Below are 22,302 nucleotides of genomic sequence, written 5' to 3'. Positions count from 1 at the left end.
ACAAAAAACGGGAAGAGATTGCTCTCTTCCCGTGGGTTCGGCTAAAAGTTAAATCGATTATTCAGGACAGCAGTCCCTTTTCACCGTCAGCCTTAAGCCGATTATTTGCTTTGAATCTCAAATAACTGGCTTTGACCGGCCACCACCGAACCACCCGCCAACACCGAGATACCGGCATAATCATCAATATTACTGACGACAACTGGGCTAATCATTGAGCGCGCATTCGCATTCAGGTAAGCCAAGTCCAGCTCAAGCACCGGTTGACCAGCAACCACAGTGGCACCTTCTTCAACCAGACGTGCAAAGCCCTGGCCGTTCAGTTTCACCGTATCGATCCCGATATGCACCACAATTTCAGCGCCGGTTTCCGTTTCCAGGCAGAAAGCATGGTCAGTGTTGAAGATTTTTACGATGGTGCCGTTTGCCGGAGCAACCACAGTTTTATCCGTTGGGCGGATGGCAATCCCCTCACCGACAGCTTTGCTGGCAAAGGCTTCATCAGGAACCTCTTCCAAAGCAACCACATCGCCGGTAATTGGAGAAACCAATACCAATGAGGCGGCTTTCGCGGTGTTAATGACAGCCTGAGGCTTGGTCGCAGCAGGAGCTGTCGTGCCGCTTGCTGCAGGAACCGGGCCACCGGCCAACACGTTACGCATTGCCGAAGCAATCAGTTCCGCACGAGTACCGACGATGACTTGCACACTTTGTTTGTTCAGACGAATAACACCAGAAGCACCTAAGCGTTTGGCAATACCGTCATTCACCAAGGCAGAATCTTTAACGTTCAAACGCAGACGGGTGATACATGCATCAATCCCTGTCAGGTTATCTGAGCCGCCGATGGCTCCAATGTAACGACGCGCCAGACCATTAATTTCGCTTTCGTTAACTTCTGGAGTTTTATCCACATTGACGTCATAACCATCTTCTTCACTACCTTCAACCGCCAGTTCACGGCCTGGAGTCAGCAAGTTGAATTTCTTGATGGTGAAACGGAATACCACGTAGTAAATCGCGAAGAACACCAGACCTTGTGGGATCAGCATGTACCAGTGTGTCGCCAGCGGGTTGCGGGAAGACAACACCATATCCACCAGACCGGCGCTGAAACCAAAGCCTGCAATCCAATGCATACTGGCGGCAATGAACACAGAAATCCCGGTCAGTACGGCGTGGATAAAGTACAACACAGGGGCAACGAACATGAAGGAGAATTCAAGTGGTTCAGTGATACCGGTGAAGAAGGCAGCGAATGCCCCCGCCAACATGATACCGGCCACTTTTGCTCTGTTTTCCGGACGCGCACAGTGATAAATCGCCAGCGCAGCACCAGGTAAACCAAACATCATGATTGGGAAGAAACCTGCCTGATAACGGCCGGTGATACCGACAACCGCTTTACCGCTATCGATAGACTGTTGGCCACCCAGGAAGTTAGGGATATCGTTAATACCGGCAACGTCAAACCAGAACACTGAGTTCAAGGCGTGATGCAGGCCGACTGGGATCAGTAAGCGGTTGAAGAAGGCATAAATACCTGCACCCACAGAACCCATATCTTTGATGTATTCGCCGAAAGTCACCAATGCGTTATAAATCAGTGGCCAAACGTACATCAGAATAAAGGCAACCACGATCATCAGGAAAGACGTCAGAATCGGAACCAGACGGCGGCCACTGAAGAAGGAGAGAGCTTTTGGCAATTCAACGCCGCTGAAGCGGTTGTACAACTCAGCTGAAATGATACCTACCAGGATACCCACGAACTGGTTGTTGATTTTGCCGAAGGCAGCAGGAACCTGATCAACCGGGATCTTTTGAATCATCGAAACCGCGGCTGGCGAACATAGCGTCGTCAACACCAGGAAGCCAACAAAGCCGGTCAATGCAGCAGCACCATCTTTATCTTTTGACATACCATAAGCCACACCAATGGCGAACAGCACGGACATATTATCGATGATGGCGGCACCAGACTTGATAAACAATGCCGCTAGCGCATTATCACCACCCCAGCTGACTGGGTCTATCCAGTAGCCCACACCCATCAATATCGCGGCTGCAGGCAGTGTGGCCACAGGTACCATCAAAGCCCGACCCACTTTTTGCAAGTAACTAAGAATATTCACCTTTCCCCCTATTCGTCCGATATCGGACCCTTTAAGTAGTTTATTTATTTGATTCACTACCTTTTAGAAAAACGCATGGCACATCTTTATTTATTTACGGCACGCTATTTATTCACGATATAAATGACTCATTCCGGAGTGTAAAAAATTTATTTCGTAACGCAAATTAAAACCCCCTATTTTGTGATAAATGTCACCAAAAACCAGTCAAAAAGCACCAATTCACTAGCCATGACATAAAACTTATTTTATCATTCGAAAAATGAACAAAGCATTGTACCAACGCATGAGTCAAAATCTGAGTTACGCTTAGCTGAATGATTCAAACCGCGTAGAGTATAGCCACTATTAGCAATCAAAGAGGTGCAAGATGAGACTTATCCCACTGAAAAACACCACAGAAGTTGGTAAATGGGCCGCACGTTATATCGTTAACCGCATCAATGCATTTAAACCGACCGCTGAGCGTCCATTTGTTCTGGGGCTGCCAACGGGCGGCACACCGATGGAAGCGTATAAGCACTTGGTTACGCTGTATAAAGCAGGTGAAGTGAGTTTCAAAAATGTGGTTACTTTCAACATGGATGAATATGTTGGGCTGCCGCAAGAGCACCCGGAAAGCTACTACACCTTCATGCACAGCAACTTCTTTGATCATGTGGATATTCCTGCTGAAAACATCAATCTTCTAAATGGTAATGCGCCTGATATTGATGAAGAATGTCGCCGTTACGAAGAAAAGATTAAGTCTTATGGCAAAATTCACCTGTTCATGGGTGGTGTCGGCGTTGACGGCCACATTGCTTTTAATGAACCAGCATCTTCTTTAGCTTCTCGTACTCGCATCAAAACGCTGACCGAAGAAACTCGTGAAGCAAACTCACGCTTCTTTGGTGGTGATGCAAACCTCGTGCCGAAATATGCACTTACTGTAGGTGTGGGCACGCTGTTGGATGCAGAAGAAGTGATGATTCTGGTAACTGGCCGTGGCAAAGCACAAGCCTTGCAAGCCGCAGTTGAAGGCAGCATCAACCACATGTGGACCATCAGTTGCCTGCAACTGCATGCGAAAGCCATTATGGTGTGCGATGAACCTTCGACTATGGAATTGAAGGTTAAAACTGTAAAATATTTCAGCGAATTAGAAGCTGAAAACATCAAGAATCTGTAACAGTTATTAGGGGGTTAAGATGTACGCTTTAACTCACGGCCGTATTTATACCAGCCATGAAATACTGGATAATCACGCTGTTGTCGTGGCTAACGGATTGATCGAACGTATCTGTCCTGCCGATGAACTTCCGGCTGGCATTGAGGTACGCGACTTGGGTGGCGCCATCCTGGCCCCCGGTTTTATTGATGTTCAGCTTAATGGCTGCGGTGGTGTGCAATTCAATGATTCACTTGAAGCTATCTCCGAAAAAACGCTGGAAATTATGCAGCGCGCGAATGAAAAGTCCGGCTGCACCAGTTTCCTGCCGACACTCATTACTTGCAGTGATGAATATATGAAGCACGGCATTAATGTCATGCGTTCATATCTGCAAAAAAACCAGCATCAGGCGTTGGGTCTGCATCTGGAAGGGCCTTATATCAGCCCACAGAAGAAAGGGACTCATAACCCGGCGTTTATTCGTAAACCTGACGCTGAAATGATTGATTATCTGTGTGCCAATGCCGATGTGATCGCTAAAGTGACCTTGGCACCTGAAATGGTTGATGCCAAATATATTCGTCAATTGACAGAAGCCGGTATTTTGGTTTCCTCCGGCCATTCAAATGCGACGTATCAGCAAGCTCGTCAAGGTTTTGCTGCCGGTATCCGCTTTGCAACGCACCTATATAATGCAATGCCTTACATCTCCGGGCGCGAACCGGGCCTGATTGGGGCAATATTTGATACGCCGGAAGTGTACACCGGTGTCATTGCCGATGGTTTGCATGTGGATTGGGCCAACATTCGCAATGCTAAGCGATTGAAAGGTGAGAAATTAGTGCTGGTAACTGATGCAACTGCACCAGCGGGCGCTGAAATTGATCAATTTATTTTTGCTGGTAAAACAATATACTATCGCGATGGTTTATGTGTGGATGAAAATGGCACATTAAGCGGTTCAGCACTGACCATGATAGAAGCGGTCCAAAATAGTGTTGAGCATGTGGGCATCGCGCTGGACGAAGCATTGCGTATGGCCACACTTTATGCGGCCCGAGCGATTGGCGTGGATAAGCAGTTAGGGAGTATTGAAGTCGGCAAAGTGGCCAACCTGACTGCCTTTACCCGCGATTATAAAATCACTAAAACCATCGTTAATGGTAACGAGGTTTTAAAATAAGCGAGTAATTTTATTGATGAGCACCGGCGGACAGTCACAAATTGGTAATGTGGATCTTGTGAAACAACTCAATGGTGCCGTGGTATATCGGCTCATTGACCAGCAAGGCCCGATTTCGCGCATTCAAATTGCCGATCTCAGCCAGCTAGCTCCCGCCAGTGTCACCAAGATTACTCGTCAACTGTTGGAGCGCGGGCTGATCAAAGAAGTCGATCAGCAAGCCTCCACCGGTGGTCGTCGCGCGATTTCTATCGTGACGGAAAATCGCCACTTCCATACCATTGCTGTCCGTTTGGGCCGCCATGATGCCACTATTACGCTGTTTGATATGAGCGGTAAATCGCTGGGCGAAGAACACTATTCTCTGCCAGAGCGTACGCAAGAAACTCTCGAGCATGCATTATTTAATACCATCAGTCAGTTTATCGAAGCTTATCAGCGCAAATTGCGTGAACTGATCGCTATCGCCGTCATCCTCCCTGGCCTGGTTGAACCGAGCAAAGGTATCGTGCGCTATATGCCACATATCAGTGTGAGTAATTGGCCGTTAGTCGAAAATCTGCAAAATCGTTTCAATGTCACCAGCTTTGTCGGCCACGATATTCGCAGTTTGGCACTGGCCGAGCACTATTTTGGTGCAACTCGCGACTGCGAAGACTCTATTTTGGTTCGTCTGCATCGCGGTACCGGTGCCGGTATTATTGTTAACAGCCAAATATTTCTTGGCAGCAATGGTAACGTAGGCGAAATCGGTCATATCCAGATTGATCCATTGGGTGAGCGCTGCTATTGCGGTAATTTTGGTTGTCTGGAAACTGTCGCATCGAATGCAGCAATTGAAAACCGCGTACGCCACCTGCTCGCGCAGGGATATCCAAGCAAATTAACATTGGATGATTGCCATATTAGTGCTATCTGCAAAGCCGCTAACAAAGGTGATTTGCTGGCAACTGAGGTGATTGAACATGTGGGCCGTTATTTGGGTAAAGCCATTTCTATCGCCATCAACTTATTCAACCCGCAAAAGGTGGTTATTGCCGGTGAAATCATTGAAGCCGACAAAATATTGCTCCCCGCGATTCAAGGTTGCATTAATACCCAAGTGTTGAAAAACTTCCGCCAAAATCTACCGGTGGTCACCTCGCAGCTTGATCATCAATCAGCTATTGGGGCTTTTGCACTGGCCAAGCGCGCCATGTTAAACGGTGTATTATTGCAACGCCTGTTAGAAAACTAATCATTTATTCACCCAATAGATTTCGAGTTGCAGGTAGGCGGCAACGGAATGAACACAATAAGTAAAGATAACTCAATGTGTTGGGTAAGTAATAGCAGCCAACAGCCCTGTATCTTGAAAGATGACAGGCATAAGATAGTGGCAGGGTCAGTTTCATTATCGACCATGTTATAGTGACTCATTGCTGCGGCTAAAAGAGTAATTTAAACAATGACAATTAAAAGCGTTATTTGCGATATCGATGGTGTTTTGTTGCATGATAATCATCCCGTCCCCGGCGCCGATACTTTTCTGGCCCGAATTCAAGAAGCTGGCATGCCGCTGGTTATTTTGACCAACTATCCGTCACAAACCGCTCAGGATCTGGCTAACCGTTTTAGTTCTGCCGGGCTGGAAGTGCCAGAAAGTGCTTTTTACACCTCGGCGATGGCAACAGCCGATTTTCTGCGCCGCCAGGATGGTAAAAAAGCTTATGTGGTAGGTGAAGGCGCATTAGTTCACGAATTGTATAAAGCTGGCTTTACCATTACCGATATCAATCCTGATTTTGTGATTGTGGGTGAAACCCGCTCATACAACTGGGACATGATGCATAAAGCAGCCTATTTCGTTGCCAATGGTGCGCGTTTTATTGCTACTAACCCCGATAGTCACGGCCACGGCTTTGCGCCTGCCTGTGGAGCGCTATGTGCGCCTATCGAGAAAATCTCTGGTCGTAAACCATTTTATGTCGGCAAACCTAGCCCGTGGATTATCCGCGCTGCACTCAATAAAATGCAGGCACATTCGGAAAGTACCGTCATTGTCGGTGATAATCTGCGTACCGATATTTTGGCCGGTTTCCAGGCGGGTCTTGAGACTATTTTGGTTCTTTCCGGCGTATCGACATTAACAGATATTGAAGCAATGCCCTTCCGCCCAAGCTACTTTTACCCATCTGTTGCAGAAATTGACATCATCTAATTTCTCGTTGGCGGTTCCGGCCGCCATCCCACCTTTTGTGATACCCCTTTTTTAGCACTGCGCCCTTTTTTAGTGCGGTGCACCAAAGTTTCTTGCTAATTCTCCCCATTTTGGCGCATTTTCTTTCTATACACTTTGTCCTTGAAGCCGCCATGCCAGCTATAGCGACAAATCTATATCGCACTAAATTGGCGTGTTTTTTGCATTACTTTCTACAAATTATTCGGATGAATGCATCGTCATGGGGCACAGCTTGCATCAATCAAAAGCAAGTGCATGAAAAACAGTTCCAGCGATGAACGACTCAAACTCAACATCATCACCGCCAAAGCAGAGAAGTTAGGGAGATTACTATGTGTTCTATTTTCGGGGTCCTCGACCTTAAAACTGACCCCATTGAGTTACGCAAAAAAGCGCTGGAAATGTCACGTTTAATGCGCCACCGCGGCCCGGACTGGTCAGGTGTGTGGGCAAATGATAAAGCCATACTCGCCCATGAACGCTTATCTATTGTTGATGTCAATACCGGTGCACAGCCCCTGTTTAACGCGGCGCACACACATATTCTGGCGGTCAATGGTGAAATTTATAATCATCAGGCATTACGCCAGCAATACGGCGACCGTTATGAATTCCAGACCGGCTCTGACTGTGAAGTCATTCTGGCGCTGTATCAGGAGAAAGGGCCTGAATTCCTTGACGATCTGCAAGGTATGTTCGCTTTCGTTCTGTATGATACGGAAAAAGATGCTTATCTGATTGGGCGTGACCATCTGGGTATTATCCCGCTGTACATGGGCCACGACGAGCACGGTAATATGTTTGTGGCTTCAGAAATGAAAGCCTTGGTTCCGGTTTGCCGTACCATCAAAGAATTCCCAGCCGGAAGCTATCTGTGGAGTCAGGATGGAGAAATCCGCGAGTATTATCATCGCGACTGGTTTGATTTCGATAATGTCAAAAACAATGTCACCAATAAAGTTGAACTGGCAAATGCGTTAGAAGATGCGGTTAAAAGTCATTTGATGTCCGACGTTCCTTATGGCGTGCTGCTCTCTGGCGGTCTGGATTCCTCGGTTATTTCGGCTATCACCAAAAAATTTGCGGCTCGTCGCGTAGAAGATGATGAACGCAGTGAAGCCTGGTGGCCACAACTGCACTCCTTCGCCGTGGGTTTGGTCGGGTCACCTGATTTGCGCGCCGCGCAAGAGGTCGCCAACCATTTGGGTACCGTGCATCATGAAATTCACTTCACCGTGCAGGAAGGTTTGGATGCCATTCGGGATGTGATTTATCACATTGAAACTTATGATGTCACTACTATCCGCGCTTCGACACCAATGTACTTGATGTCACGTAAAATCAAGGCGATGGGTATCAAAATGGTGCTATCTGGTGAAGGTTCTGACGAAGTATTTGGCGGTTACCTCTATTTCCACAAAGCGCCAAATGCCAAAGAATTGCATGAAGAAACCGTGCGCAAACTGTTAGCCCTGCATATGTATGACTGCGCTCGTGCCAACAAAGCGATGTCTGCCTGGGGTGTGGAAGCGCGAGTACCCTTCCTGGATAAAAACTTCCTTGATGTGGCGATGCGAATTAACCCGCAGGATAAAATGTGCGGCAATGGCAAAATGGAAAAACATGTCCTGCGTGAATGTTTTGAATCCTACCTGCCACATAGCGTCGCATGGCGTCAGAAAGAACAATTCTCCGATGGTGTGGGTTACAGCTGGATTGATACATTAAAAGAGAAAGCTGCCGAGCAAGTCACTGATCAACAAATGGAAACTGCGCACTTCCGTTTCCCGTATAACACCCCTTCCTCCAAAGAAGGTTATCTGTATCGTGAAATTTTTGAAGAGCTATTCCCACTGCCAAGTGCAGCGGAATGTGTCCCTGGCGGCCCTTCAGTAGCATGTTCATCGGCTAAAGCCATTGAATGGGATGAATCATTCAAAAGCATGGATGACCCTTCAGGTCGCGCTGTAGGCGTGCATCAGGATGCTTATAAATAACTGACGTGGTAGCTGAGGGTAAGTCCACCCTAACTGCATCAACTATTCAGCTCTCAAGGCCGCCTTCGGTGGCCTCAACTTAATGACAAAGTGCCTGTAGTGGTGAAAACAGGCAGATCGTAAAGACGCCGTAAACCCATCCCTGGGGGTTCGAGCCGCGCCTTCCCTGGCGCGGACGCTTTACTCTTCTGCCTACCTTCACCTTGCCAGATCGAGTCCTTAGGGTTTGTCAGCAGTCTGAAGGCCGCCCTCGGGTGGCCTTGTTTTTTGTTGGCAAATTCAACAATTAATCATCATAAGTGCTGCTTTAATCACCAGACTGTTCACAAGCCAAACAAACGAACCCCTTCAACGCTTTTTTGGGAAAAAATTAGTTGACGCAAATCGGCCATATACGCATAATGCGCCCCGCAACGCCGATGAAGGTTGTGCAGAAAAAAGATGGCTACGTAGCTCAGCTGGTTAGAGCACAGCACTCATAATGCTGGGGTCACAGGTTCGATTCCCGTCGTAGCCACCATCTTTTTTCATGTATGCGGGAGTGGCGAAATTGGTAGACGCACTAGATTTAGGTTCTAGCGCCGCAAGGTGTGCGAGTTCAAGTCTCGCCTCCCGCACCATTTTCATCGGTTGTCACAGTAGATGGGATATCGCCAAGCGGTAAGGCACCAGGTTTTGATCCTGGCATTCCCAGGTTCGAATCCTGGTATCCCAGCCATTTTTCTGAAATGGTTTGTCGTTAAACACAAACACTGTTAGACACCAGTTGTGCTAAGTCAGTAAAAAGAATTGTATTTCAGTTGGGATATCGCCAAGCGGTAAGGCACCAGGTTTTGATCCTGGCATTCCCAGGTTCGAATCCTGGTATCCCAGCCATACAATTTCTCAAGGTTAAAGATTTTAAGATGGCTACGTAGCTCAGCTGGTTAGAGCACAGCACTCATAATGCTGGGGTCACAGGTTCGATTCCCGTCGTAGCCACCATCTTTTGGGGTATCGCCAAGCGGTAAGGCACTGGATTCTGATTCCAGCATTCCGAGGTTCGAATCCTCGTACCCCAGCCAAATTTAGAAAAGCTCGCTTCGGCGGGCTTTTTGCTTTTCTATATTTTGTTTTTTCGCTGTAATGAGATTTTTTCGCCGCGATAAAATTTGAGTTTTGCTTAGCAAGAACCGCGCCCGCCGCCGCCAGAAAACAACGCTTCTGGCGACAAGTGATAAAAATATCTACAATCCTAGTGCATACTTCAATGCATGCTCTTTGAGTTTCCCCGCACGTTGAGCCGCCATCAGCGCCAAATTACGCACAAATTTTACCGCAGGTAAGTCATTACTGAACGCGGTGTAAAACACATCCATTCCACTTTGCATAATCAAATTATCGGTACGGCGGCGGCGCTGATAACGCTGCAATACCTGCTCGCTATGCCAGGATTCAGCCTGTTCCCGCGCTTGGTTTAATACCTCCAGCAACGCATCAACATCGCGATATCCCAAGTTAACTCCCTGCCCCGCCAATGGGTTGATGGTATGCGCCGCATCGCCCAGTAATACTAACCCCGGCTGCACATATTGCTGCGCATGGCGGCGAACCAAAGGGAAAGAACCTGCAGCAATGGCGTTGACAGCTCCCAAACGGGATGGGAAAGCCGCGGCAATCTCTTGATTCAATTGTGCCAGCGGCAACGCCTGAAGCTGACGGATACGCTGAGGGCTGTCGTACCAAACCAATGATGCCCAGTGATCAAATAATGGCAGGAACGCTCTTGGGCCTGAAGGGAAAAACTGCTGCCAGGTGGTATCTTGCTGCGCAGTGTCGGTCTCGACGGTAATTAACATACAGGACTGGCGATATTGCCAACCGCTAGTGCCAATCCCAGCTAAACGGCGTACCAGAGAATTAGCTCCATCTGCACCTATCACTAAATGGCTCTGTATCTCTCGCTGTGCATCTAACGTGATTTTCCAATAGTCATCTACTCTGACCATGGTTTGCAGCCGTGACGGGCACAGTAACGTCAAATTAGGGCATGTTGCCATCTGTTGCCATAGCGCCAACTGCAAAACCCGGTTCTCGACCATAAAGCCCAGTTCAGGCAATGACAGCGACGCCGCATCAAAAACTACTTGAGAACCCGGCTGTTCCCATGTTTCCAATCGACGATAAGGTGCATAGCGCATCTGTTGCACTTGCGGCCAGACGCCGAGCTGTTTCAGCAAGGACACCGAGGTGCATCCAATCGCGGAAACCCGTAAGTCCGGCACACTTTCAGCCTCAAACGGCTGCGGAGCCTCATGTTCCAGTAACGCCACTGACCAGCCAGTTTGTGCCAGTCCAAGCGCGGCAGCGGCACCTACCATGCCTCCGCCCACGACCACAACATCATAATTTGGTTGCGATTTATCCATTTTGGCCATTCTTAGAAGTTAAAATAACACCTGTATTTTGTCGGCAGACAGTGTACCGGATTTTTCATGACTCCACAGGACAAGTAAGCCGTTATGCGGTGGTCATCGCAACGGCAAATGACTACAATAGCCCTATAACCACGGGGCCTTTGTGCTACCCACTATTCGATGACGGAGCACTGCACAGAGCATTGCGCCGTGCGATGTGACTTTTATGATGAATTTTTTGGCGGTAGATAGGCAATGACTAAAAAACTACACATCAAAACCTGGGGCTGCCAGATGAATGAATACGATTCATCTAAAATGGCCGATTTGTTGGCCAGCACCCATGGCTATCAGTTGACAGAAATCCCCGAAGAGGCGGATTTACTGCTGCTCAATACCTGCTCAATCCGCGAAAAAGCACAAGAAAAAGTATTCAGCCTGCTTGGGCACTGGAAACTGCTGAAAGAGAAAAATCCAGAACTCATTATTGGTGTGGGTGGTTGTGTGGCATCTCAGGAAGGTGAGCATCTGCGCCAACGTGCTCCTTGTGTTGATGTCATTTTCGGTCCGCAAACCCTGCATCGTTTGCCGGAAATGATTAATCACGTGCAAGGCACACACAGCCCGGTGGTGGATATCAGTTTCCCAGAAATTGAAAAATTTGACCGCCTGCCAGAACCTCGTGCTGAAGGGCCGACAGCATTTGTCTCCATTATGGAAGGTTGCAATAAATACTGCACATTCTGTGTCGTACCTTATACCCGTGGCGAGGAAGTCAGTCGACCAAGTGACGATATCTTGTTTGAAATCGCACAGTTAGCCGCCCAAGGTGTGCGGGAAGTGAACTTGCTCGGCCAGAATGTCAATGCATATCGTGGTGCCACTTATGATGGTGATATCTGTAGTTTTGCCGAGCTATTGCGGCTGGTTGCTGCCATTGATGGTATCGATAGAGTGCGCTTTACCACCAGCCATCCGATTGAGTTTACTGATGATATTATTGACGTTTATCGGGATACTCCCGAACTGGTGAGTTTCCTGCATTTGCCGGTACAAAGTGGCTCTGACCGCATTTTGACCATGATGAAGCGGGCGCATACCGCACTGGAATACAAAGCTATCATCCGTAAATTGCGTCAGGCTCGGCCTGATATCCAGATTAGTTCTGATTTTATTATCGGTTTCCCCGGTGAAACTCAGCAAGATTTTGAGCAAACCATGAAACTGGTGGCAGATGTCCGTTTTGATACCAGTTACAGCTTTATTTACTCGCCACGCCCCGGCACACCGGCGGCTGACCTGCCGGACGATGTATCCGAAGAGGAGAAAAAACAGCGGTTGCACATCTTGCAAGAGCGCATTGCTCAACAAGCTATGGAAATCAGCCGCGAGATGGTCGGTACCGTGCAACGTATTCTGGTGGAAGGTACATCCCGTAAGAGTGTGATGGAATTGGCGGGGCGCACTGAAAACAACCGTGTGGTGAACTTTGAAGGCACACCAGAGATGATCGGTAAGTTTGTCGATGTTGAAATCGTTGATGTTTATGCCAGTTCACTCCGTGGCATTGTGCTGCGCACCGAAGATCAGATGGATTTGCGAATTCATGAGTCGCCGCAATCAGTGATTGCCCGTACCCGTAAAGAAAATGAGTTAGGTGTCGGCCTGTATCAACCTTGATTGCAATTTTACGAGCCAATCCGCACCAGCAGGCGCTGCATTGTCAGTGCCTGTTTTATTTTAGCGGAACGTTACGCAGATTCGGATTTTTTAAGTTGCACCATCTGCTGGCCGCTATTTGAATAGGGTCCGAAGGCACAGATTCATAAGCCGCACACTTGCGTCCACACGGTGCACCATGAATAATTCGCAGATGACATGTATGATTGACGTTACATCAGTGAATATTATCCCCCAGTAATGGGAGCGACAGTCAGGCTTCAAATAAACCGGCCCTTAGTGACCCAGAGGAACGCAGTGACTCAGAGAAACAGTTTGCACGTAGTGACACAAGAAATCTTGCTGGAACCCGCCGATAATCAGCGTCTGCTGAGTTTATGCGGTCCTTTTGATGACAACATCAAACAGTTGGAACGCCGGTTAGGTATTGAAATTAATCGTCGTGATAATCGTTTCAAGTTAGTCGGTAAGAATATCTGCGTGGTTGCAGCGGCAGATATCCTGCGCCATCTGTATGTTGATACGGCCCCTATCCGTGGTGTCATCCCCGATATCGATCCCGAAGCTATTCACCTCGCGGTGAAAGAAAGTCGCGTGTTAGAACAAACCGCTGAGAGTGTGCCGGATTACGGCAAAGCCGTAAACATTCGCACCAAGCGCGGGATGGTCAAGCCTCGCACACCCAATCAGGCACAATACATTGCTAATATTCTCGATCATGATATTACTTTCGGGATTGGGCCAGCCGGTACGGGTAAGACCTATCTGGCCGTTGCCGCAGCAGTGGATGCTCTGGAGCGCCAAAACGTACGGCGCATTTTACTAACCCGCCCGGCGGTTGAAGCCGGTGAGAAACTGGGCTTCTTACCCGGTGATCTCAGCCAAAAAGTCGATCCTTACTTGCGCCCACTCTATGATGCTCTGTTTGAAATGCTGGGCTTTGAGCGAGTGGAGAAACTGATTGAGCGCAATGTGATTGAAGTAGCTCCGCTGGCGTATATGCGCGGCCGCACACTGAATGATGCGTTTATCATTTTAGATGAAAGCCAGAACACCACCATCGAACAGATGAAAATGTTCCTGACCCGCATGGGCTTCAACTCTAAAGCGGTAATTACCGGTGATGTCACGCAAACTGACTTGCCACGCCATCAGAAGTCCGGCTTAAGCCATGCCATTGAAGTATTATCCGGGGTAGAAGAGCTGAGCTTTAACTTCTTCCATAGCGAAGATGTGGTGCGCCACCCCGTCGTCGCCCAAGTGGTCATTGCTTATGAAGCCTGGGAAGCTGCCGAACAAAAACGTAAAGATGCCATCGCCGAACAACGTAAGCGGGAAACTCACACCCCGTCTGAGCAGGAGGCTCCGTGAGCCAGGTTATTCTCGATCTACAAATTGCCTGCGCTGACAGCCAGGGTTTACCGACCGAAGCAGATTTTCAGCATTGGCTGGAAGCCGTATTACCTCAATTTCAGGAAGTCTCTGAAGTCACTATCCGTGTGGTTGATGAAGCAGAAAGCCATGAGCTGAATCTCACCTATCGCGGTAAAGATAAACCGACCAATGTCTTGTCTTTTCCATTTGAGGCCCCACCTGAGATTGAGCTGCCACTACTGGGTGATTTGATCATTTGCCGTCAGGTAGTTGAACAAGAAGCGGCAGAGCAAGAGAAAGCACTATTGGCTCATTGGGCGCATATGGTTGTTCACGGCAGTCTGCATCTGCTAGGGTATGACCACATCGTTGACGATGAAGCAGAAGAAATGGAGTCGATTGAAACTGAAATAATGCAAAGTTTGGGCTACCCAGACCCGTATATTTCAGAGAAAGACCCCGAGTAACCCCGTTATACTGGGTGTATACCCCAGTTAGTCGGGGTAAAGCTGTCGGCAGTGTGTGTTTACCACTGCCGATAAAATATAATCTTACATGGGTAAACTTAACTAAAACGCCATGAGCGACGACCACTCACAAAACAATGATAGCCCCAGTCCCAAGAAAGGGTTCTTTACTCTCATCCTTAACCAGTTATTCCACGGCGAACCCAAGAACCGTGGCGATCTGGTCGAGCTTATCCGTGATTCTGAGCAAAACGATCTGATCGATCCCGATACCCGCGACATGCTGGAAGGGGTGATGGATATCGCCGAACAGCGCGTACGGGACATCATGATCCCCCGCTCTCAGATGGTTACATTAAAGCGTAATCAAACGCTGGATGAGTGTCTGGATGTCATTATTGAATCAGCTCACTCCCGCTTTCCGGTGATCAGTGAAGATAAAGATCACATTGAAGGCATTCTGATGGCTAAGGATTTGCTGCCGTTTATGCGCACAGATTCTGAGCCGTTCAGCATTGATAAAGTCTTACGGACGGCGGTTGTTGTGCCAGAAAGTAAGCGTGTCGATCGGATGCTGAAAGAGTTCCGCTCCCAGCGCTATCACATGGCAATTGTCATTGATGAGTTTGGTGGTGTTTCTGGCCTGGTAACCATTGAAGATATTCTTGAGCTGATCGTTGGCGAAATTGAAGATGAGTATGACGATGAAGAAGACAGAGATGTTCGTCAACTCAGTCGGCACACATACACTATTCGTGCGCTGACACCCATTGAAGATTTCAATGAAGTCTTCAACACCCATTTCAGCGACGATGAAGTGGACACTATCGGTGGTTTGGTGATGCAGGCGTTTGGTCATTTACCTGCTCGCGGTGAAACCATTGAAATTCAAGGTTACTTATTTAAAGTTGCCATGGCGGATAGCCGACGTATTATTCAGGTTCATGTGAAAATCCCGGATGATGCTCCGCAACCCAAACTGGAAGAATAAATCCTCGATGTCTATCGCTTCATACCTTCAACGCCAGTGGGTTCGCGCCCTACTGGCGCTATTTTTTGGCGCCAGCGGTACGCTGGCCTATTCTCCATTTGATAGTTGGCCTGCGGCCATTGTTTCGCTGTTTGGCTTACTCAGCCTGACCTTGAATCGCACCACTAAACAAGCCGCATTTATCGGCTTTTGTTGGGGTATGGGGCTGTTTGGCACAGGTATTAACTGGGTCTATGTCAGCATCTCCGAATTCGGCGGCATGCCAACGGCCATCAATATCTTCCTGGTGGTGTTACTGGCGGCCTATCTCTCGCTCTACACCATGCTATTTGCCGGTGTGTTAGCCCGTGTATGCCCTAAAACAACCTGGTGGCGACTGGCTATTGCAGCACCTGTGGTGTGGCAGTTAACTGAGTTCTTGCGCGGCTGGGTATTAACTGGCTTCCCGTGGCTGCAATTCGGCTACAGCCAAATAAACGGCCCACTGCGCGGTATTGCGCCGATTCTCGGTGTCGATGGCATCACCTTTATGCTGATGTCCATCAGTGGGTTACTGGTGTACGCTTGCTATCAACGCCGTGTCACCGCGGCAATAATTGCCATAGCAATGTTATTGTTACCCTGGCCGCTGCGCCAGTTGCATTGGTTCACACCGGAGCCAGAACGCGCAGTTAATATCGCGATGGTGCAAGGTAATATTGCTCAGTCCATGAAGTGGGATCCCAAAGTCCTGCTCAAAACATTACAAATTTATCTCGATGAAACGCGCCCATTTATGGGCAAAGCTCCCATTATCATTTGGCCGGAATCGGCTATCCCAGATATTGAAACCGATCAAACTACCTTCCTGACGATGGTTGATGGTCTGATGCGGGCAAACCACAGCAGCCTGATTACCGGTATTGTTGATGCCCAGCGCCGCCCAGAAGGTAAGGGATACCACTTTTTCAACAGCATTATCGTGTTGGGGGATCAAGAACCATACCAATATCCAACTCACAACCGCTACAGCAAGCACCACCTGGTGCCCTTTGGCGAGTTTGTGCCGCTGGAAACACTACTGCGCCCACTGGCACCGTTCTTTGATTTACCGATGTCATCTTTCAGTCGGGGCGACTATGTGCAACCACAGCTTAATGTGGCTGGATTTAACCTAACCGCCGCCATTTGTTATGAAATCGTCTTGGGTCAACAGGTTCGGGATAACTTCAACCCTGATACCAACTTCTTGCTGACTGTCTCCAATGATGCATGGTTTGGTCACTCTATCGGGCCATGGCAGCATTTCCAGATGGCACGTATGCGCGCGCTTGAATTGGGTCGTCCTCTGTTGCGCAGTACCAATAATGGCATTACGGCTGCAGTTGGACCAAGCGGTGAAGTCCTGGCGCAAATTCCACAATTTACTCAGCAAGTGCTGGAAGTTAAGGTCACACCCACCACCGGTATTACCCCTTATGCCCGGTTTGGTTCGTGGCCAATGTGGATTATCACATTGATACTGGGGACATTGACGCTATACCGCGCCGCCCGTTGTCGCTCTGACAAGCAATGTCGAGCTGATAAAAATAACCCCGTAACTTGAGCATCGTTATGTCACTGAAACCTGAATTTATCCTCACAACTGAAGCGCAATTAAGAGAACATTACGCCGCGCCTAATAAGAATGTGTTGAAGAAACAAATTGATCATATTGATGATTATGCCAAAAAACTGATTGCCGCCGCGCCATTCGCGGTATTGGGAACGCTGGGTGCTAACGGAGTCGACTGTTCACCTAAAGGTGGCGAACCGGGTTTTATTCATGTGCAGGATAGTAAAACACTGATGTTGCCAGACCGACCGGGCAATAACCGTCTGGATGGTATCCGCAATCTGTTGCATAACCCTTTTGTCGGCATCTTGTTCCTGATCCCTGGCTGGACAGAAGGTTTTCGGGTTAATGGCCGGGCAAAAATTTCCGTCGATCCTGAACTGTGCCAGCGTTTTAGCCAAAATGGCCAACCAGCCCGCAGTGTGTTAGTCATTGAAGTCGATGAGGTATTTATCCACTGTGGCCGCGCAATCACCTTTGCCGACCTGTGGAACCCAGAGAAACATGCCGGTAAAGAAAGTGTGCCAACCGCACTGGAAGTTTTTAAAGCTCATCTGGCAATCAATAATCACCAGTTAAGTTAACCTGCTATAAAAATGACCAATAGTTAAACTAATCGATAGTATGCCACCTGCGGCGACTGATTAATTAACCCACCTCCCCCGAATGATATTTCATAGCCCTGATAAACAGGGCTATTTATCCTCGCTATTTTCCGCGACTGGCACAGACCTTGCATTGTTTCTAATCAAATAGTGTTAGCTATCTACCAATTTCTGCTTTGTATTAAGTGATCAAAGGGCATGGCCCCGCTGAATAGATGCGGTCTGTTTCAAATGAGAGAATTGCCATTCCTGGCATGCACATTTATGGGGCGAACCACGCACCGCATTAGTGCGCTAGTGTTTTACTGCCTCTCTTTGGTGCGATTTGCGTCTCAAAAAACAAACATTTATTCATCATTTGCATAACAATTAGCTATTTTTTAAAGATAATCTGATACAAGTAACAATGAAAATAGCCTGTTAACCAACAAATATCTGTGGTTATGCAAGCGCAACAAAATAAGACAGTTTTTGGCATTTCACGTTTGTCACATGACTACATTTTAAGTATCACAACATCGAGTCAGAAAACATTAAGTAAAAAACAACATCAAAGGAGTTGGACATGCATATGCGTAAATTGGCGTTAGCGCTACTGTTAGCTGGGATGGCAAGTGGTGTTGCCCATGCAGAAGATGCAGCAAAACCAGATGCTTCGGTTGACACACTGAAGAAGATCAAAGATAACGGCGTTATCGTCGTCGGTCACCGTGAGTCTTCCGTTCCATTCTCTTACTACGATAACCAGCAGAAAGTCGTGGGTTATTCACAAGATTATTCCAATCTGATCGTCGATGCGATCAAGAAAAAACTCAATGCCCCAGACCTCCAGGTAAAACTGATCCCCATCACTTCGCAGAACCGTATTCCATTGCTGCAAAACGGGACCTTTGATTTCGAGTGTGGTTCTACCACCAACAACCTGGAACGTCAGCAACAAGCCGCGTTCTCTAACACCATTTTTGTTGTTGGCACGCGTCTGCTGACCAAAAAAGGTTCTGAAGTTAAAGATTTCAAAGATTTGGCAGGGAAACCAGTGGTCGTTACCTCCGGTACCACCTCTGAAGTGCTGCTCAATAAATTGAATGAAAAAGATAAAATGAACATGCGCATCATCAGCGCCAAAGACCACGGCGATTCTTTCCGTACCCTGGAAAGTGGCCGTGCTGTCGCCTTTATGATGGATGATGCCTTGCTGGCTGGCGAACGTGCCAAAGCTAAGAAACCAGATCAATGGGATATCGTCGGTACGCCACAATCTCAGGAAGCCTACGGCTGCATGCTACGTAAAAACGATCCAGCCTTTAAAACGCTGTTGGATGAAACCATCGCAACCGCACAAACCTCTGGTGTGGCTGAGAAGTCCTTTGACCGTTGGTTCAAAAACCCAATTCCACCGAAAAATCTTAACCTGAATTTCTCACTGTCTGATGAGATGAAGGTGCTGTTCAAAGCCCCTAACGATAAAGCATTGAACTAACAATAATAATCAGGGCCAGCTCTGCTAGCCCTACAGATTGATGATGGACCGATGGGATACCCAATAGATTTCAGAGTGCAGGAAGGCGGCAAGCAAGAGAATCCTGATGAGCTTATGCAAATAAGTGATTCAGGTGAACGAGGGTAGCCAACACATCTGCAATTTGAAAGATGCAGGGTAAAGACAGGATGCGGGGTGGCCGTTCCCCACTCCGCATTTTTTTCTCACCCTCGGGAGGCCGCAACGCATTGAATCATCAGTCATCAGGGTGGCTTACCCATCCTTTTAAGGGAGTTTTTTATGTCAATAGACTGGAACTGGGGCATTTTTCTGCAACCGGCCCCTTTCGGTAATACCACCTATCTTGGCTGGATCTGGTCCGGCTTTCAGGTCACTGTCGCATTATCATTATGCGCCTGGGTTATCGCTTTCTTCGTCGGTTCTTTATTTGGGATTTTAAGAACAGTCCCCAACCGCATTTTATCGAGTATTGGGGCCTGTTACGTAGAGCTATTCCGTAATGTGCCGCTGATTGTGCAATTCTTTACCTGGTATTTGGTGGTCCCTGAATTATTGCCAGCCGATCTTGGCATGTGGTTCAAAAGCGAATTGGATCCGAATATACAGTTCTTCCTCTCATCAATGATGTGTCTTGGCTTGTTCACCGCCGCCCGTGTTTGTGAGCAGGTTCGAGCCGGGATCCAATCTCTGCCTCGCGGTCAGAAAGCGGCCGGTCTGGCGATGGGATTAACCCTGCCACAGACTTATCGCTATGTTTTATTGCCCAATGCTTATCGGGTGATTATTCCCCCGATGACCTCAGAAATGCTCAATCTGGTTAAAAACTCAGCGATCGCTTCCACCATCGGGCTGGTAGATATGGCTGCGCAGGCGGGTAAATTGCTGGATTACTCAGCTCACGCCTATGAGTCATTCACCGCCATCACCCTTGGCTATGTACTGATCAATGCCGTGATCATGCTGTTGATGCGAATAGTTGAAAAGAAAGTGCAGTTACCCGGCAATCTGGGGAGTAAATAATGTACGAATTTGATTGGAGTTCCATCGCACCCAGCCTGCCATACCTGCTGCAAGGTTTGGCGGTTACTGCCAAAATAACCCTCATCGCCATTGTGTTCGGGATAGTGTGGGGCACAGTTCTGGCGGTGATGCGTCTGTCGCCAGTTAAAGCTATCAGTTGGTTCGCTACCGCTTATGTCAACGTGTTCCGCTCCATTCCGTTGGTCATGGTGCTGTTGTGGTTTTATCTGGTCGTGCCGAGCTTATTACAAAATGTGCTGGGCTTATCACCAAAAACTGATATTCGCTTAATCTCTGCCATGGTAGCCTTTTCATTATTTGAAGCGGCTTATTACTCAGAAATTATCCGTGCCGGGATCCAAAGCATCTCTCGTGGGCAATCCTCTGCGGCCCTGGCGTTGGGCATGACCCAAGGCCAGTCAATGAGATTGGTTATCCTGCCGCAGGCTTTCCGCGCCATGGTGCCATTACTGTTAACCCAAGGGATCGTGTTATTTCAGGATACATCGCTGGTGTATGTCCTTAGTCTGGCCGATTTCTTCCGCACCGCGACCACGATTGGCGAGCGGGACGGTACTCAGGTCGAAATGGTGCTGTTTGCCGGTTTGGTGTATTTCGTTATCAGTTTTTCCGCGTCGATGCTGGTTAACTATTTGAAGAAAAGGACTGTTTGATGATTTCCCTGAAAAATGTTTCTAAGTGGTACGGCCACTTTCAGGTGCTGGCTGACTGCACTACCGAAGTTAAAAAAGGCGAGGTCGTGGTAGTCTGCGGCCCTTCCGGCTCAGGCAAATCAACCTTAATCAAAACGGTTAATGGACTGGAGCCTATCCAGAAAGGCAGCATTACAGTCAATAGTATTGGTGTGAATGATAAGGGCACCAATCTGGCGCAATTACGCTCCAAAGTCGGCATGGTATTCCAGCATTTTGAACTGTTCCCACACCTGTCTATTATTGAAAACCTGACACTGGCGCAAGTCAAAGTGCTCAAACGCGACAAAGCGGAAGCACGCGAGAAAGGGCTAAAGCTGTTAGAGCGTGTCGGTCTTTCCACCCACGCGGATAAATTCCCCTCGCAGTTATCTGGCGGCCAGCAACAGCGTGTTGCGATTGCCCGCGCGCTTTGTATGGATCCTATCGCCATGCTGTTTGACGAACCGACTTCAGCCCTTGACCCTGAAATGATTAACGAAGTGTTGGATGTTATGGTCAAACTGGCACTGGAAGGCATGACCATGATGGTCGTCACCCACGAAATGGGCTTCGCCCGGAAAGTGGCTAACAGGGTTATTTTCATGGATGAAGGGAAAATCGTCGAAGACAGCAACAAAGATGATTTCTTTAATAATCCTAAATCTGATCGCGCTAAAGACTTCCTGGCGAAAATCCTGCATTAATTAATGGCTATAACTCCCCCACATTGATGGGGGAGATTGTATATGTACCACCCGCTATCAAGGCTGGAATGGCCGACGCGTAAACTGATCATGGCCGCATTTTGGGCAGACTGGCAGCACTTCTGGGGTATAGAAAGCCAGATGATAGTGGCATTTTTCACAGACCAGATTGCCTAAGCCAACCACCTCTCCGCTGTGATAAACCCCATGATGACTGACATCTTTAAACACTTCACGCCACTCTAATTGCGTTTTATCGGTGATATCAGCCAGTTCTTGCCACAAGCTTTCTTTGATAACACGCATAAATACGCTATCAGTGAATTCATCCTTACTTTCTTCATAGCTACGAGCAAACTCTTCCAGATCACGCCGCACCGCCTGGATAATTTGCTCAACTTCACTGCGGGATAACTCTTCTACGGCATCCAACCGCTGTTCGGCGCTGTCCACCAGCTTATCGATATCACGTTCACCATTTTTCAAGCGTTCAGTCAGTGATGTCACCAACTCACGATAATATTGAGCTACCTTGTTCATACAGTCTCCTCGATCCACGGTTGTGATAAAGCAAATTGTGATAAAG

The 22,302-nt window shown here is 48.1% G+C and carries 18 protein-coding genes and 6 tRNA genes; 21 read left to right on the top strand and 3 right to left on the bottom strand.

Going from position 1 to position 22,302, the window contains the following annotated elements; translation table 11 throughout:
- Window positions 1-101 precede the first annotated feature (101 nt).
- Window positions 102-2,135 (bottom strand): N-acetylglucosamine-specific PTS transporter subunit IIBC, encoded by a 2,034-nt coding sequence (gene nagE / locus HU019_RS01035; protein ID WP_174848010.1) that lies wholly within the window; start codon window positions 2,133-2,135, stop codon window positions 102-104.
- 370 nt (window positions 2,136-2,505) lie between these two features.
- Here nagE and nagB point away from each other — a divergent pair, with 370 nt between their 5' ends.
- The 11 genes from nagB to HU019_RS00980 all read left to right on the top strand — a co-directional run bounded on the left by nagB (window position 2,506) and on the right by HU019_RS00980 (window position 9,753).
- Window positions 2,506-3,306 carry a glucosamine-6-phosphate deaminase gene (gene nagB / locus HU019_RS01030; protein WP_174848011.1) on the top strand — a complete coding sequence of 267 codons (801 nt, stop codon included), beginning with the start codon at window positions 2,506-2,508 and terminating at the stop codon, window positions 3,304-3,306.
- Between the two features lie 19 nt (window positions 3,307-3,325).
- Window positions 3,326-4,471: an N-acetylglucosamine-6-phosphate deacetylase gene (gene nagA, locus HU019_RS01025; RefSeq protein WP_174848012.1), complete on the top strand. Its 1,146-nt coding sequence runs from the start codon at window positions 3,326-3,328 to the stop codon at window positions 4,469-4,471.
- Window positions 4,472-4,487: 16 nt separating this feature from the next.
- A complete protein-coding gene (gene nagC, locus HU019_RS01020) occupies window positions 4,488-5,708 on the top strand; it encodes a DNA-binding transcriptional regulator NagC (protein WP_174848013.1) in 1,221 nt (406 codons plus the stop codon).
- A gap of 210 nt (window positions 5,709-5,918) precedes the next feature.
- A complete protein-coding gene (locus tag HU019_RS01015; protein ID WP_174848014.1) occupies window positions 5,919-6,671 on the top strand; it encodes an HAD-IIA family hydrolase in 753 nt (250 codons plus the stop codon).
- Between the two features lie 353 nt (window positions 6,672-7,024).
- Window positions 7,025-8,689 (top strand): asparagine synthase B, encoded by a 1,665-nt coding sequence (gene asnB / locus HU019_RS01010; protein WP_174848015.1) that lies wholly within the window; start codon window positions 7,025-7,027, stop codon window positions 8,687-8,689.
- A gap of 443 nt (window positions 8,690-9,132) precedes the next feature.
- Window positions 9,133-9,209, top strand: a tRNA-Met gene (locus tag HU019_RS01005).
- Between the two features lie 15 nt (window positions 9,210-9,224).
- Window positions 9,225-9,309, top strand: a tRNA-Leu gene (locus HU019_RS01000).
- Window positions 9,310-9,332: 23 nt separating this feature from the next.
- Window positions 9,333-9,407: transfer RNA gene (locus HU019_RS00995), tRNA-Gln, on the top strand.
- 83 nt (window positions 9,408-9,490) lie between these two features.
- Window positions 9,491-9,565 (top strand) — tRNA-Gln (locus HU019_RS00990).
- A gap of 31 nt (window positions 9,566-9,596) precedes the next feature.
- Window positions 9,597-9,673: transfer RNA gene (locus HU019_RS00985), tRNA-Met, on the top strand.
- 5 nt (window positions 9,674-9,678) lie between these two features.
- A tRNA-Gln gene (locus HU019_RS00980) sits at window positions 9,679-9,753 on the top strand.
- Between the two features lie 162 nt (window positions 9,754-9,915).
- Here HU019_RS00980 and ubiF read toward each other — a convergent pair.
- Complete coding sequence (gene ubiF / locus HU019_RS00975; protein WP_174848016.1) at window positions 9,916-11,097, bottom strand: 3-demethoxyubiquinol 3-hydroxylase; 1,182 nt, start codon at window positions 11,095-11,097, stop codon at window positions 9,916-9,918.
- Window positions 11,098-11,340: 243 nt separating this feature from the next.
- Between ubiF and miaB the strand changes: the two genes are divergently transcribed.
- The 10 genes from miaB (at window position 11,341) to HU019_RS00925 (ending at window position 21,716) form a co-directional block, all read left to right on the top strand.
- Window positions 11,341-12,765 (top strand): tRNA (N6-isopentenyl adenosine(37)-C2)-methylthiotransferase MiaB, encoded by a 1,425-nt coding sequence (gene miaB, locus HU019_RS00970; RefSeq protein ID WP_174848017.1) that lies wholly within the window; start codon window positions 11,341-11,343, stop codon window positions 12,763-12,765.
- Between the two features lie 297 nt (window positions 12,766-13,062).
- Window positions 13,063-14,136, top strand: coding sequence for a PhoH family protein (locus HU019_RS00965; protein WP_019081188.1), 1,074 nt, complete (start codon window positions 13,063-13,065; stop codon window positions 14,134-14,136).
- The gene (gene ybeY, locus HU019_RS00960) at window positions 14,133-14,606 is read left to right on the top strand and encodes an rRNA maturation RNase YbeY (protein WP_174848018.1); all 474 of its coding nucleotides are present in this window, start codon (window positions 14,133-14,135) and stop codon (window positions 14,604-14,606) included. The genes HU019_RS00965 and ybeY overlap by 4 nt, the downstream gene beginning before the upstream one ends.
- Window positions 14,607-14,718: 112 nt before the next feature.
- Window positions 14,719-15,597 carry a CNNM family magnesium/cobalt transport protein CorC gene (corC, locus tag HU019_RS00955; protein WP_174848019.1) on the top strand — a complete coding sequence of 293 codons (879 nt, stop codon included), beginning with the start codon at window positions 14,719-14,721 and terminating at the stop codon, window positions 15,595-15,597.
- Window positions 15,598-15,604: 7 nt separating this feature from the next.
- Entirely contained in the window at window positions 15,605-17,182 is a 1,578-nt protein-coding gene (gene lnt, locus HU019_RS00950; protein ID WP_174848020.1) for an apolipoprotein N-acyltransferase, read from the top strand.
- A gap of 8 nt (window positions 17,183-17,190) precedes the next feature.
- A complete protein-coding gene (locus HU019_RS00945) occupies window positions 17,191-17,775 on the top strand; it encodes an MSMEG_1061 family FMN-dependent PPOX-type flavoprotein (protein ID WP_174848021.1) in 585 nt (194 codons plus the stop codon).
- A gap of 586 nt (window positions 17,776-18,361) precedes the next feature.
- Window positions 18,362-19,276, top strand: coding sequence for an amino acid ABC transporter substrate-binding protein (locus HU019_RS00940; protein WP_005167919.1), 915 nt, complete (start codon window positions 18,362-18,364; stop codon window positions 19,274-19,276).
- A 300-nt stretch (window positions 19,277-19,576) separates the two neighbouring features.
- Window positions 19,577-20,317: an amino acid ABC transporter permease gene (locus HU019_RS00935; protein ID WP_005158409.1), complete on the top strand. Its 741-nt coding sequence runs from the start codon at window positions 19,577-19,579 to the stop codon at window positions 20,315-20,317.
- Complete coding sequence (gltK, locus tag HU019_RS00930) at window positions 20,317-20,991, top strand: glutamate/aspartate ABC transporter permease GltK (RefSeq protein ID WP_005167916.1); 675 nt, start codon at window positions 20,317-20,319, stop codon at window positions 20,989-20,991. The genes HU019_RS00935 and gltK overlap by 1 nt, the downstream gene beginning before the upstream one ends.
- Window positions 20,991-21,716: an amino acid ABC transporter ATP-binding protein gene (locus tag HU019_RS00925; protein ID WP_174848022.1), complete on the top strand. Its 726-nt coding sequence runs from the start codon at window positions 20,991-20,993 to the stop codon at window positions 21,714-21,716. The genes gltK and HU019_RS00925 overlap by 1 nt, the downstream gene beginning before the upstream one ends.
- A gap of 57 nt (window positions 21,717-21,773) precedes the next feature.
- Here HU019_RS00925 and HU019_RS00920 read toward each other — a convergent pair whose 3' ends face one another.
- On the bottom strand, window positions 21,774-22,256 hold the full coding sequence (locus HU019_RS00920) for a zinc ribbon-containing protein (protein ID WP_019081193.1): 483 nt from the start codon (window positions 22,254-22,256) through the stop codon (window positions 21,774-21,776).
- Window positions 22,257-22,302: the final 46 nt, after the last annotated feature.

It is taken from the genome of Yersinia artesiana (genome assembly GCF_902726545.1).
In the GTDB taxonomy this organism is placed as follows: Bacteria; Pseudomonadota; Gammaproteobacteria; order Enterobacterales; family Enterobacteriaceae; genus Yersinia; species Yersinia artesiana.
This window is presented reverse-complemented; position numbering and strand designations above follow the sequence as displayed.